This window comes from Gordonia sp. CNJ-863 (assembly GCF_001942325.1).
GTDB lineage: Bacteria > Actinomycetota > Actinomycetes > Mycobacteriales > Mycobacteriaceae > Gordonia > Gordonia alkanivorans.
The window spans coordinates 1-13,739 of sequence record NZ_MKKG01000003.1 but is presented as its reverse complement, the minus strand read 5'-3'; the positions used below and the strand labels follow the sequence as shown (position 1 = coordinate 13,739).

General features: G+C 66.6%; 10 protein-coding genes and 3 pseudogenes. 9 read left to right on the top strand and 4 right to left on the bottom strand.

The window, feature by feature from the left end; genetic code table 11:
* Positions 1-102: 102 nt before the first annotated feature.
* Positions 103-567, top strand: coding sequence for a cupin domain-containing protein (locus BJF87_RS01480; protein WP_006359792.1), 465 nt, complete (start codon positions 103-105; stop codon positions 565-567).
* A gap of 33 nt (positions 568-600) precedes the next feature.
* Here the strand turns inward: BJF87_RS01480 and BJF87_RS01475 are convergent, their stop codons facing one another.
* Positions 601-1,344: an alpha/beta fold hydrolase gene (locus BJF87_RS01475; protein ID WP_035754652.1), complete on the bottom strand. Its 744-nt coding sequence runs from the start codon at positions 1,342-1,344 to the stop codon at positions 601-603.
* Between the two features lie 193 nt (positions 1,345-1,537).
* Between BJF87_RS01475 and BJF87_RS01470 the strand changes: the two genes are divergently transcribed.
* The 6 genes and pseudogenes from BJF87_RS01470 (at position 1,538) to BJF87_RS01445 (ending at position 9,690) form a co-directional block, all read left to right on the top strand.
* On the top strand, positions 1,538-1,969 hold the full coding sequence (locus BJF87_RS01470) for a Fur family transcriptional regulator (protein WP_006359790.1): 432 nt from the start codon (positions 1,538-1,540) through the stop codon (positions 1,967-1,969).
* 49 nt (positions 1,970-2,018) lie between these two features.
* Positions 2,019-4,244, top strand: a complete 2,226-nt coding sequence (gene katG / locus BJF87_RS01465; RefSeq protein WP_005198130.1) for a catalase/peroxidase HPI — start codon at positions 2,019-2,021, stop codon at positions 4,242-4,244.
* Positions 4,245-4,395: 151 nt separating this feature from the next.
* Positions 4,396-4,761: a metalloregulator ArsR/SmtB family transcription factor gene (locus BJF87_RS01460; protein ID WP_005198129.1), complete on the top strand. Its 366-nt coding sequence runs from the start codon at positions 4,396-4,398 to the stop codon at positions 4,759-4,761.
* A pseudogene (locus tag BJF87_RS01455) lies at positions 4,758-6,424 on the top strand (SulP family inorganic anion transporter). Before BJF87_RS01460 ends, BJF87_RS01455 begins: the two are co-directional and overlap by 4 nt.
* Positions 6,425-6,644: 220 nt before the next feature.
* Positions 6,645-8,883 (top strand): annotated as a pseudogene (locus BJF87_RS01450) (NADP-dependent isocitrate dehydrogenase).
* Positions 8,884-8,958: 75 nt separating this feature from the next.
* Positions 8,959-9,690, top strand: a complete 732-nt coding sequence (locus tag BJF87_RS01445; RefSeq protein WP_040004259.1) for a hypothetical protein — start codon at positions 8,959-8,961, stop codon at positions 9,688-9,690.
* Here the strand turns inward: BJF87_RS01445 and BJF87_RS26500 are convergent.
* Together BJF87_RS26500 and BJF87_RS26495 are read right to left on the bottom strand one after the other, a co-directional pair.
* The gene (locus tag BJF87_RS26500) at positions 9,687-9,923 is read right to left on the bottom strand and encodes a hypothetical protein (protein WP_230461840.1); all 237 of its coding nucleotides are present in this window, start codon (positions 9,921-9,923) and stop codon (positions 9,687-9,689) included. The genes BJF87_RS01445 and BJF87_RS26500 overlap by 4 nt on opposite strands.
* 608 nt (positions 9,924-10,531) lie before the next feature.
* Complete coding sequence (locus tag BJF87_RS26495) at positions 10,532-10,891, bottom strand: hypothetical protein (RefSeq protein ID WP_006359785.1); 360 nt, start codon at positions 10,889-10,891, stop codon at positions 10,532-10,534.
* Positions 10,892-10,949: 58 nt separating this feature from the next.
* Between BJF87_RS26495 and BJF87_RS01430 the strand changes: the two genes are divergently transcribed.
* On the top strand, positions 10,950-11,657 hold the full coding sequence (locus BJF87_RS01430; RefSeq protein ID WP_006359784.1) for a type 1 glutamine amidotransferase: 708 nt from the start codon (positions 10,950-10,952) through the stop codon (positions 11,655-11,657).
* Positions 11,658-11,711: 54 nt separating this feature from the next.
* On the opposite strand, the gene BJF87_RS01425 is transcribed toward BJF87_RS01430, so the two are convergent.
* Positions 11,712-12,785 (bottom strand): ADP-ribosylglycohydrolase family protein, encoded by a 1,074-nt coding sequence (locus tag BJF87_RS01425; protein ID WP_075862537.1) that lies wholly within the window; start codon positions 12,783-12,785, stop codon positions 11,712-11,714.
* Positions 12,786-13,047: 262 nt separating this feature from the next.
* Here BJF87_RS01425 and BJF87_RS25640 point away from each other — a divergent pair.
* Positions 13,048-13,500, top strand: a pseudogene (locus BJF87_RS25640) (HNH endonuclease); the annotation flags it as partial.
* Positions 13,501-13,739: the final 239 nt, after the last annotated feature.

Genomic DNA, 13,739 nt, shown 5'->3' with positions numbered 1-13,739 from the left:
CATCGATATCGCGTGAGCGCGAACGGACGAAGTGAGCGAAGAATCGCGACCGATTCGTCGAAATCGCAGCTCACGCGCCCAGTCGCGTCGTAATCTCGCGCGATGACCTTCCGCACCGCAACAATCACCGCCCTCGCCGCGGCCACGCTCCTCACGCCCGGCCTCCTCGGGCCGGCCCTCGCGAATGCGACTCCCTCGTCGGGGATCTCAGCGGTCACCCTCGCCCACACCGACATCCCTGCCGGACTGCTGCCGTTCATCCCCCAGGGCGCTCACGTCGAGGTCCGCGAGATCACCATCGCCCCCGGCGGCACCACCGGCTGGCACTACCACGACGCCCAGATCTACGGCTTCGTCCGGCAGGGCACTCTCACCCACCCGGGAGCGGACTGCAAGCCGGTCGTCTACCGGGCGGGCCAGATCATCGAAGAGCCCGGCGGGAAGGTCAACACCCACGAGGGCACCAACCTCGGCACCGTTCCGGTGATCCTCGACGTCCTCTACGTGATGCCGCCCGGCAAGCCGTTGTCGGAGGACGCCGACGCACCGGCCTGCGCGCAGCCGTAGACGTTCGCGCCGTAGCATTCCGACGCACCGAACTCAACCGACCGGGAGACCCGCCGCCTCGGTGATGATGTGCGCCAGGTCGCCGGGTCGGCTCCACATGGGCCAGTGCCCGGTCGGCAGGTCGACGAAGTCGACCTGCTCGAGCCTCGACACCTCGGCGAACATCGGGTGACCCGCGTCGGCCAGCTCCGTTATCCGCGCGCTCGGGATCGAGCAGCACACCAGAGTGGTCGGGACCGCCAGACGCGCGTCGTTGGTGAGCTCCACCCGCTGCCGGAGCACGAGCCCGGGTTCCGGAACGGCCCTGGCCCGAAATCGCTGGAGCGCTTCGGTGCTCAGCCCCTCGAAGCTCGCCTGCTCCCCGAGTACATCGAAGGGCGGCAGCGAAAGCTCGTCCAGATCCTCCGGCGCATCCGGGGCGAACACGCTCCCCGACGCGACGGGACCGCTGTCAACCCAGACCACGCGGCGTATGAGTTCCGGCCGCCGATCGAGCACCAGACTCACCGGCGCGTTTGCCCCGCTGTGCGCCACGATCACCACCGGCACGGACTCGGATGCCCCTGCTCCGAGGAGCGTCTGTCCGATCGCCTTCGCCTGGTCGTCGAGCGTCCTGGAGGCCCGTCCGCAGTCCTGCTCGTCGAGGCCGGGAAGCGTCATCGGAATGGCCCGCCGACTCGCCGCGGTCAGGTGTTCCAGTACCTCGTCCCATGCCCACGCCCCCAGCCAATGTCCGGCGATCAGGATGATGGGTGGGTTGCTCTCATTCGTCGTCACGTCACGAGGCTGCCAGGCCTCTAGGACAGCTACTGTCACCATTCCGGCAGCGGCCCTGCGTCTCCCGTGGTCGTGTACGACGACCGCGTCACGCTCCCTCTCAGCTGACCCGTCAATCCGCTGTTCCCACGGAGTTTTGATCAGATCCAGAAAAACGACGTGAACGCGTAGACGGTGTGCCTAAGGTGGTCGCGTGGCATCGACATCGGACTATGCCCAGCAACTCCGGGCCGCGGACCTTCGAGTCACCCAACCACGGGTGACGGTCATGCATGCCGTCGACGAACATCCCCACACCGACACCGAGACCATCTACGGCATCGTTCGCCAGACGCTGCCCAACGTGTCCCGCCAGGCCGTCTACGACGTCCTGCGGGCGCTGACCGAAACCGGTCTCATCCGGCGGATCCAACCGTCGGGTTCGGTGTCGCTCTACGAATTCCGCACCGGCGACAACCATCACCACGTCGTCTGTCGCTCTTGCGGAACCGTCGAGGACGTCGACTGCGCGGTCGGCGAGGCACCGTGCCTCACCGCCTCCCACGATCACGGTTTCGTCCTCGACGAAGCTGAGGTCATCTACTGGGGACTCTGCCCGGATTGCGTCAGTTCAGCCCCGATTTGATCACGCCCGTGATCGCAGCCCAATCGGTTCCACCATCGAAAGGAATGTCGTGACCTCCGACAGCCGCCCACCGAATTCCGCAGAAGACACCCGGAGCAACAGCGAGAGCGAGAACCCGGCGATCCCGTCGCCGGAGCCCAAAGCGCATGCGCCGCTGACCAACAAGGACTGGTGGCCCGAGCAGATCGATCTGTCGGTCCTGCATGCGCATTCCCCGCTGTCCAACCCGCTGGGCGAGGACTTCGACTACAAGAAGGAATTCGCGAAGCTCGACGTCGAGGCACTCAAGGCCGACCTCGTCTCGCTGATGACCCAGTCGCAGGACTGGTGGCCCGCCGACTACGGCCACTACGGCGGCCTGTTCATCCGCATGAGCTGGCACGCCGCCGGCACCTACCGCATCTTCGACGGCCGCGGTGGCGGCGGTCAGGGTGCGCAGCGCTTCGCCCCGCTCAACAGCTGGCCGGACAACGCCAACCTCGACAAGGCCCGACGCCTGCTGTGGCCGATCAAGCAGAAGTACGGCAACAAGCTCTCGTGGGCGGACCTGCTGGTCTTCGCCGGCAACGTCGCGCTGGAATCCATGGGCTTCAAGACCTTTGGCTTCGGTTTCGGTCGCGAGGACATCTGGGAGCCGGAAGAGGTCTTCTGGGGCCCCGAGGACCAGTGGCTCGGCACCGACAAGCGCTACTCCGGTGAACGCGAACTGGCAAAGCCGTTCGGCGCCACCACCATGGGCCTGATCTACGTCAATCCCGAAGGGCCCGAGGGCAAGCCGGACCCGATCGCGGCCGCCTACGACATCCAGGAGACCTTCGCCCGGATGGCGATGAACGACGAGGAGACCGCAGCCCTCATCGTCGGCGGCCACAGCTTCGGCAAGACCCACGGTGCCGGCGACGCCGATCTCGTGGGCCCCGAGCCCGAGGCCGCACCGATCGAGCAGCAGGGCCTGGGCTGGAAGTCCAGCTACGGCAGCGGCAAGGCGGAGGACACCATCACCTCGGGTCTGGAGGTCGTCTGGACCAACACGCCGACCCAGTGGGACAACAGCTTCCTCGAGATCCTCTACGGCTACGAGTGGGAGCTGCAGAAGAGTCCCGCAGGCGCATGGCAGTACGTCGCCAAGGACGGTGCGGGAGCCGGCACGATCCCCGATCCGTTCGGCGGACCGGGACGTGCACCCACGATGCTGGTCACCGACGTGGCCCTGCGCGAGTCGCCGATCTACGCCGACATCACCCGCCGCTGGCTCGACCATCCCGAGGAACTCGAGGTGGCCTTCGCCAAGGCCTGGTACAAGCTGCTCCACCGCGACCTGGGGCCGGTCACCCGCTACCTCGGACCGTGGGTTGCCGAGCCGCAGATCTGGCAGGACCCGGTGCCGGCCGTCGACCACGAGCTCGTCGACGACTCCGACATCGCGTCGCTGAAGGGCAAGCTGCTCGAGGCGCTATCGCCCACCCAGCTGCTCAAGACCGCGTGGGCGTCGGCGGCGAGCTTCCGCAGCACCGACAAGCGCGGCGGCGCGAACGGTGCACGCATCCGTCTCGAACCGATCAAGAACTGGGAGGTCAACGAGCCGAGCGAACTCGCCAAGGCCCTGCCGGTCTACGAGCAGATCCAGAAGGACTTCAACGACTCGGCGTCCGGCGGCAAGAAGGTGTCGGTGGCCGATCTGATCATCCTCGGTGGCGCCGCCGCCGTGGAGAAGGCCGCCGAGGCCGCCGGTTTCCCGGTCACCGTACCGTTCACCCCGGGTCGCACGGACGCCTCGCAGGAGGAGACCGACGTGGACTCGTTCGAGGTGCTCGAGCCCGCGGCCGACGGCTTCCGCAACTACAGCCGTGGCGGTGAGAAGGCCCCGCTGGAGCAGCTGCTGCTCGAGCGCGCCTACATGCTCGGCCTCACCGCTCCGGAGCTCACCGTGCTGATCGGCGGACTCCGTGCCCTCGACGTGAACTACGGCGGCTCCAAGCACGGCGTGTTCACCGATCGCCCGGGCGTGCTGTCCAACGACTTCTTCCGCAACGTCGTCAGCATGGACTACGAGTGGAAGTCGGGCACCGACGAGAACGTCTACGAGGTCGTCGACCGCTCGTCGGGCGCGACCAAGTGGACGGCGACCGCCGCCGACCTGTCCTTCGGTTCGCACTCGCAACTGCGCGCGCTGTCGGAGGTCTACGCTCAGGACGACAACGCCGAGAAGTTCGTCAACGACTTCGTCAAGGCGTGGGTGAAGGTTGCCGAGAACGATCGTTTCGATCTGGGCTGATCCAGCCTGATCGATCGGGGGCACCCCGCGGACCAGGGCCGCGGGGTGCTTCCGTGTTCAGGGACGAGCTATAGTATGGATTGATGAATTTCTCAATCCGTCAAGTCATCAACTGGCACTGCCTGCCTACCGACCGCCGTTGGAGTGACCCGTGACCGATCCCGGCCCCGACAAGCCGCTGTACGAGATCAAGGCCAACTTGTTCAAGGCCCTCGCGCACCCCGCTCGCATCCGGGTCCTCGAGGTGCTCAGCGCCAACGGTGATCCGACGCCGGTCAGTGAACTCCTCGCCGCCACCGACCTCGAGCCGACGCTGCTGTCGCAGCATCTGGGCGTCCTCAAGCGGCACCGGGTGGTCACCGCCAACCGCGTCGGCAACGCCGTCTTCTACGAACTCGCCCACCCGAAGATCTCCGATCTCCTGGTCATCGCGCGCACGTTCCTGATAGACACCCTCGACGCTCAGCGTGAGCACCTCGACGCCATCTCGTCACTTCCACCGGTGACCCGCCGGTGAGTACCGACGCCGTCACCGGCACGCTCGCCCGGATCAAGGGCTTCGCCCCCCGACGCAGCGATTACGCCGACCTCCCCCGGAGCTGGAAGACCGACATCCTCGCCGGCGTGACCGTGGGCATCGTCGCCCTCCCCCTGGCGCTCGCCTTCGGCATCAGCTCCGGCGTCGGCGCCGCCGCGGGCCTGATCACCGCGGTCGTCGCCGGTCTCGTCGCCGCGGTCTTCGGCGGCTCGCACGTCCAGGTGTCCGGGCCCACCGGCGCGATGGCGGTGATCCTGGCGCCGATCGTCGCCGAACACGGCCTGAGCAGCATCGCCATGGTCACCGTCCTCGCGGGCTTGCTGGTGCTGATCGCAGGCGTACTCGGACTCGGACGCGCCGTGACATTCATCCCGTGGCCGGTCATCGAGGGCTTCACCCTCGGCATCGCGGCAATCATCTTCCTGCAACAGGTGCCGGCCGCGTTCAACACGGCAGCCCCGGCGGGCATGCGGACCCTGAACGCCGCGATCGACGTCGTCGTCCACGCCGACTGGTCGCAGGCCTGGTCCACGCTGACCGTCGTCGCGATGGTCGCGGTGATCATGGTGGTGCTGCCGCGTGTCCATGCTTCCATTCCCGAATCTCTCACCGCGGTCATCGCGGTCACCCTGATCGTCTACTTCACCGATGTCTTCGACGTGGCGACGATCGGGCAACTGCCGTCGTCGCTGCCCGCGCCCTCCATCCCGCACGTCGACTCCGAGGCACTGCGGGCGATGTTCAGCGCGGCGGTGGCGATCGCCGCGCTCGCGGCCATCGAGTCGTTGCTCTCGGCTCGGGTCGCGGCGACCATGTCGCCCACCGGCCCGTACGAACCCGACCGCGAGCTGTCCGGGCAGGGCCTGGCGTCGATCGCGTCGGGTCTCTTCGGCGGCATGCCCGCGACGGGCGCGATCGCCCGCACGGCGGTCAACGTCCGGTCCGGCGCCCGCACCCGCGTCGCCGCGATCGTGCACTCGCTGTTGCTCCTGGGCGTCGTCTACCTGGCCACCGGCCCGGTGTCGGAGATCCCGCTCGCCGCGCTCGCCGGCGTGCTCATGGTGACGTCGTTCCGCATGGTATCCGTCGGGACCGTCCGCGCGATCCTGCGGTCGACCCGCTCGGACGCCTGATCTTCGTCGTCACCGCGATCATCACCGTGACGCTCGACCTCATCGAGGCCGTCGAGATCGGCATCGTCGTAGCGGCGTTCTTCGCGCTGCGCCAGGTCGCCCAGCGGGCGAGCGTGACCCGCGAGCCGCTGCCGGGTCCCGCGCAACCCGGCGACGAGCGCATCGCCCTGCTCCGGCTCGACGGCGCGATGTTCTTCGGCGCTGCCGAGAAGATCTCGACCACCATCTCCGCGGGCGCCGACCGCAACGAGTCGGTGTCGGTCGTCATCATCCGGATGTCGCACCTCGGCATGCTCGACGCCACCGGCGCCCGCTCGCTCGCCGAGATCGTGGCCGATCTCGAGAAGCGCGGCGTCACCGTGATCATCAAGGGGGTGCAACCCGAGCACCTCGCGCTGCTCGAAGGTGTCGGCGTCGTCGACTCCCTGCGCCACGACAACCATCTCGTCGACACCCTCGACGAGGCCATCGCCCACGCGCGAAGTCACGTCGAACGCGAGAGGATGTGAACTACCTGCATCGACGCTGGTTTCAAGAGCACCGGGACGACCCGTCTCCGGCGGCATCAAACCACAAGACCCGAGGCCCCTGAACGCGAGGCTGATCACAGGGGGCAGAATCGGGGAGTAGTTGTCACACAAGCACACCGCAAGCGTGGTATCGGTGAAGCCTGACTCACAAGGTCGCCGGCGACACCGGTTAATACAGACAGAATCGAGAACATCAGGCATGAGCACCCAGAAGCCGACCATCATCTACACGTTGACCGACGAAGCCCCATGCTCGCCACCCACGCGTTTTTACCGGTGGTGCGCACGTTCGCCGGAGCGGCCGGCATCGAAGTCGAGACCAGCGACATCTCGGTCGCAGCGCGCATCCTCGCCGAGTTCTCCGATCTCCTCCCCGAAGATCAGAAAGTCACCGACAACCTCGGCGAACTGGGCAAGCTCACCCAGGATCCCGACACCAACATCATCAAGCTCCCCAACATCAGTGCCTCGGTGCCGCAGCTCCTCGCCGCGATCAAGGAACTCCGGGAAAAGGGCTACGACCTTCCCGAATTCCCCGGCAACCCGAAGAACGAGGAAGAGCAGGCGATCCGCGACCGGTACACCAAGTGCCTGGCAGCGCGGTCAACCCGGTTCTGCGTGAGGGCAATTCCGATCGCCGCGCGCCGAAGGCCGTGAAGGAGTACGCGCGCAAGCACCCGCACAGCATGGGCGAGTGGTCGATGGCGTCGCGTACCCACGTCGCGCACATGCGCGAGGGCGATTTCTACCACGGCGAGAAGTCGATGACCGTCGAGGGCGACCGCAAGGTCAAGATGGAACTCATCCCGGACGACGGCAGCGAGACCCTGGTTCTCAAGCCCGAGGTCGACATCACCGACGGCGACGTCATCGACAGCATGTTCATGAGCAAGAAGGCGCTCATCAAGTTCTACGAAGAGCAGATCGAGGACGCCTACAAGACCGGCGTCATGTTCTCGCTCCACGTCAAGGCGACGATGATGCGCGTCTCGCACCCCATCGTCTTCGGCCACGCGGTGAAGGTCTTCTACCGCGACGCCTTCGAGAAGCACGGCGAACTGTTCGACGAGCTCGGCGTCAACGTCAACAACGGCCTGTCGGATCTCTACAGCAAGATCGAGTCGCTCCCGAGCGCCCAGCGCGAGGAGATCATCGACGACCTGCACAAGTGCCACGAGCACCGTCCCGAGCTGGCGATGGTCGACTCGGCCCGCGGCATCTCGAACTTCCACTCCCCCAGCGACGTCATCGTCGACGCGTCGATGCCCGCGATGATCCGCGCCGGCGGCAAGATGTACGGCGCCGACGGCCGCCTCAAGGACACCAAGGCGGTCAACCCGGAGTCGACCTTCTCCCGCATCTACCAGGAGATGATCAACTTCTGTAAGACCAACGGGCAGTTCGATCCCACGACGATGGGCACCGTTCCCAACGTCGGCCTGATGGCGCAGAAGGCCGAGGAGTACGGCTCGCACGACAAGACCTTCGAGGTCCCGGTCGGCGGCACCGCCAACATCACCGACATCGAGACCGGTGAGGTCCTGCTGACCCAGACCGTCGAAGAGGGTGACATCTGGCGTCTCTGCATCGTGAAGGACGCCCCGATCCAGGACTGGATCAAGTTGGCCGTCAACCGCTGCCGCGACTCGGGCATGCCGGTCCTGTTCTGGCTCGACCCGTACCGCCCGCACGAGAACGAGCTGATCAAGAAGGTGCACAAGTACCTTCCCGAGCACGACACCGAGGGCCTGGACATCCAGATCATGTCGCAGGTCCGCGCCATGCGGTACACCCTCGAGCGCGTCGTCCGCGGCCTGGACACCATCTCGGCCACCGGCAACATCCTCCGCGATTACCTCACCGACCTCTTCCCGATCCTGGAGCTCGGCACCAGCGCGAAGATGCTGTCGATCGTGCCGCTGATGGCCGGCGGCGGTCTCTACGAGACCGGTGCGGGCGGTTCGGCACCGAAGCACGTCAAGCAGCTCATCGAGGAAAACCACCTCCGCTGGGATTCGCTGGGTGAGTTCCTCGCCCTCGCGGTCAGCCTCGAGGACATGGGCAAGAAGTTCGACGACCAGCGTGCGGTGATCCTGGCCAAGGCGCTCGACGCCGCAACCGGCAAGCTGCTCGAGAACGACAAGGGCCCGTCGCGCAAGACCGGTGAGCTCGACAACCGCGGCAGCCAGTTCTACCTCGCTCTGTACTGGGCCCAGGAGCTGGCCGGCCAGACCGAGGACACCGAGCTGGCCAAGCAGTTCGCGCCGCTGGCCGAGACCCTCGCCGCGAACGAGGAGAAGATCGTCGAGGAGCTGAACTCCGTGCAGGGTCAGCAGGTCGACATCGGCGGCTACTACTACCCGGACTGGGACAAGACCGCTGCCGTCATGCGTCCGAGCAAGACCTTCAACGAGGCACTCGCTTCGCTCGACCTCTAGTTCTCGCCGCACCGATCGAGAACGCCCCGGGTGATCCGTTCACCCGGGGCGTTTTTCGGCACTACCGTCGACACCATGGCCGATGCCGACATCAACTTCTATTTCGATCCCGTGTGCCCGTTCGCGTGGATGACGAGCAAATGGGTTCGCAAGGTCCAGGCGCAACGTGACTACAGCGTCGACTGGCGGTTCATCTCGCTGCGTCTGCTGAACGCACACATCGACTACGCCGCGCATTTTCCACCCGAGTACGAGGCCGGGCACACCGCCGGTCTCCGGCTGCTCCGCGTCGCCGCGAGCATCCGTCGCGAGCACGGCCGCACCGCCATCGATCCGTTCTACACGGCCCTCGGCACGCTGTTCTTCGAGGAACACACCGGCACGTACACCGTCGACAACACCGACCACCGCGGCACCGCCGGCTTCCTCACCCCGGTACTGGAGGGGCTCGGGTTGCCCACCCATCACGTCGACGCACTCGAGAACACCGACTTCGACGCGGAGATCCGAGCCGAGACCGAGGAGGCGCTCGCACTGACCGGCCGTGACGTCGGCACACCGATCATCCACTTCCAGCCGCCGAGCGGCGTCGCCTTCTTCGGCCCGGTCATCAGCCGCCTGCCGAGCGACGAGGACGCAGTCACGTTGTGGGACCACGTGATCGGGCTGGCGAGCTTCCCCGGATTCGCCGAACTCAAGCGGAGCCTGCGGGAGAAGCCGCAACTGCGCGCCTTCGGCGTGACCGCCGACGAGACGCCCGAGCAGGAGGACTGGCACGCCGGCAGTCGGCGGACCCGCGAAGACTAGTGCCGTACCGGCTTTGGAGTCGAGACGGCACCAGCACCTCGACGCCGCGACACGAACACGACACCCGTGGTGACCACCAGCGCGACGATCGTTGCGATGGCAACGCCCACGATGCCGGTCGTCTCGCCCTGCGCCGTGGCCAGGATGCCGAGGAACGCCCAGATCAGCGTGAGCCGGGTAGGCGACCAGGACGGACCCGACCGCGGCGGTGACAGTGAGTCCGAAGACTGCACACACGATGAGAATGATGAGCTGCCAGCCGAGGGACTGCGAATCGGCGAGGTCGGTGCCGATCGCGGCCGCCCAGTTCTGGAACACCGCCGCGGTGGCCCACGCGACGTAGATGCCGACCAGGACGCGGCCAAGGACCCGCAGCCAGCCTGGTGCCGCGTCGTCGGCGGGGCGCGCCGCGATGCGTGCGGCGTCGAGTAGCACCACCGTCATGACGGTCAGCACGATCGGCGTGACCCACGTCCATTCCGCCGCGGACACCAGAATCCAGATGGCCGCGCCGGCGAAGGCTATCTCGAGATCGATCAGCAGGCGACGCGGATCTGCGGTCCCCGTCGCACCTTTCCACACCACTGCGAGCGCGAAGACGACGGACACCGAGCGCCCCCACGAGGTACGCACCGGGGTCGCGGGATCGGGACTCCTCGACCACCACGTCGAGATCACCGGTGCGTGCCGACGGTACGTCCGCGAACCCTGGCTCGACGATAGCTGGAACCGGGTCATGGTCCGGCGCAAGGAGGTCCGGTGCCGCCCGCAATCCGGCGAACAGGAACTCGGGACAGATCGTCATCGCGACCGCGTGGATGGCGTAGACCGTCACCAACTGTCAGGGCAGATACACGGCGATGAGGATCCCCGCGATGAGACCGGTACCGGCACCGATGAGCGAGCCGGTCGCCATGAACGCACGGCCCTTCTCACCTCGGTCGGCGACCATCATCGCCGCCGCCGCACCGGTGCTCAGCGCCACCGACGCGCCCGTCATCAACCGGCCGGGGAACAGCACCAGCGGGTACCAGGCGCCGACGACCTCCACGAGGTCGCCGACGATCGCCGTGATGAACGCGATGGGCAGGACCTTGCGCGTGTGCCGGATCAGCGGACCGCGAGCCGAGATCAGCAGGATCACGATGAGTGCAAAGAAGTAGGTGGCGAACAGGACCGCTGCGGCGGCCGCCCCGAGCATCTTCTCGGCCGCGCGAACGACTAACCTGACCGGACACAGATGTTCGGAAGGAGTTCAAGTGGGCGGCAGGGTTCTCGCACTGGTTCACGGTGTGCGGCCGGAGTGGCGCGAAACGGTGCTCGGTTCGTTGCTGCCCGCCTTCGTCGACCGCGGATTCGACGTCGTCATCCACGACGTCGAGGACGGGCCCCCGCCCCCGTCAACCGGATTCGACCTGGTATGCGTGACCGGCTCCCCGGATTCGGCCTTCGACGCCGCACTGCCGTGGGTCGAACCCGAACTGCGGTACCTCTCCCACACGGTCGGCCGACAGATCCCGATCTTCGGTATCTGCTTCGGCGCCCAGATCCTCGCGCGAACTCTCGGCGGTTCGGTGGCGCCGAGCACGCGTCCCGAGCACGGATTCGTCACCGTCAGCACCACCCGTCCCGATCTGGTCGAAGCGGGCCCGTGGATGGAATTCCACCACGACACCATCACCGTGTCCGATGTCGCCGAGGTGATCGCGGTCAACGACGCGGGGGTGCAGGCCTACGTCTCCGGCCCACATCTGGGCGTGCAGTTCCACCCGGAGATCACACCGGACTGCTTCTCCGGGTGGCGCAAGGGATTCACAAGCGCCCGGTCGGGCAGCGACGATGGGAAGATCGACACCCGGGCCCTCGCCGTTGAGATCGATTCTGCCGCACCCGAGACCGCAGCCCGCTGCGACCGACTCGTCGAACGATTCCTCGAGCACGCCGGGATCAGCATCACTGCTGCCTGAGGTGCGAGGAGCGTTAGCGACGAGCCACGAAGGCGGCGGCCTCAGACTCTCGAATCAGCCCGTCGGCTGAAGTCCCACGTACTTGTCGGCGACGCCCGGGGCGTCGAGCTCCCAGTCGGTGAACTCGTACAGGTCGGTCGCCACCTCGGTGATGACGTCGCGTAGTTCAAGCTGCTCGAGCCAGCGTTCCGGGATGACGCCGGCCCCTTCGCGCGCGCCGAGCAGGTTGCCGGTGATCGCCCCGGTCGAGTCCGAATCACCGTCGTGGTTCACCGCGAGCACGATGGCCTGCTCGAAATCGCCTGCGACGAGCGCGCAATAGATCGAGATCGCGAGCGCTTCCTCGGCCACCCAACCCTCGCCGAGTCGGGAGATCGCTTCCTCCGGCGCGACGTCTTCACCGGCGAGCCGCTCGGCGAGTTCGACGGCGGCCAGGGTCTCCTCGTGCTCGGGTTTGGTCCGGAGGATGTTCTTTGCCGCGGCGAGCGCGTCCTCGAGAGGGGCACCTTCGGCGAGCTCACGGACCATCAGGGCGAGGACGCCGCCGGTCAGCGAGCCCGACGGGTGCCCGTGGGTCAGCGCGGCGATCGCGGTTCCGAGATCGAAGGTTCCCATCGCTGACCACTCCGCGCGAGCGGCGAACAACCCGACCGGCGCGGCACGCATGACCCCGCCGCAGCCCTTGCTGTCATTGTCTGCCGGAGTGCCCGGCCGCGTCGTGGAACGCAGCGTACTCAGGCAGGTCGTGCCGGGGGCGCGCTGGCTGTGGAGCTCCCGGTGCTCGGTCAGCCAGCTGGCGCGCTCGCCCATCGGCAGCACGCCGTGCCGGGGGCGCTCCCCCTGTGTCATGAACCAGCGCAGGTAGGCGCGGGCCGTCGACGCCGCAAAGCACGAGATCCCGCCGTCGCAATCCCGTAGCCACGCGCGCAGCAGTCCCTCGGCCGTGAAAAGGGTCATCTGGGTGTCGTCGGTGATGGTTCCGGTTCCGCCGTATGCCGGCGCGTAGGAAGTGATGCCCGTCTGGCCGAACCGCTCCATGATCGCCGAGCGCGACATGAATTCGACCGATCCCCCGAGTGCGTCGCCGACCGCACCCCCCACGATGCAACCGACAAACCGTTCTTTCATCGGCGTCACCTGCGCTTTCCCGAGTAATTCCAACCATGTTCACACGGGTCGACGATGTTCGCAGGCCGGTGGTTCGATTGAGGCCTACGTCTCGTTTCCCGTAGTGGGATCCCTTTGCCGATCAGATCGGTTGGCGGAGCCGGTCCGCAGGTTTGTCAGACCCCCGGGGTACAACTGAAGACACAGGAATTCGATGACACAGCAGTAGTCGACGACGGTCCCAACCAACCGCATTACCTCCATGAGAGGGACGGCTGCCGTCATGATCGACACCGACACCACGTCACTCGACGCACACTTCGACCAACTCGTCGAGATCACCGCGCCCTCCGACGACCCCACCGGCCGCACGACGTACGCACAGTTGGAGTTCTGGCGACTGATCCGCAACGTCGCCGGCCACCAGATCGCCACCCACGCAGCGACTCTCGACTCGCTGGGCGTTGCGGAAAAGCCGGGTCGACCACCAAGAAACTGTTGATCGAGATGGGATTCCCGCCCGCAGTCGCCACCCGCGCCGCCCGCATCGCCGACCGCCTCGGCACGCTGGGCAAGGTCGAGGCGTGAAATACAGAAACATGCGCAGACGATCGGAAACACCATCGCCGACGATCAGGATGGCCTCCCCGCCTGCGACGACCGATCCCTCGACACCCTGTCCCACCACCTGACTGATGACAGTCGCGTCGACATCCACGCCAACGTCACTCAGTCCACGGTGTGTAAGCGATTCCCCGCGCACCAGTTCCGTTCCCGCTCACCTTTGCACGCTGGCTGCCAGCCTTGTCGTGAGACAGGTTGGTAGCCAGGGTGGGGAATGGAGCCGGGGGCCTGGTGCACGGATAGGTGACAGGGTTAGTCACGCGGCCTGAGGGGCCTCGTGGTTGATGATGGTCTCGAATTCAATGGGGGTCAATCTGCCGAGGCGGTCCTGTCGTCTGCGGCGGTGGTAGG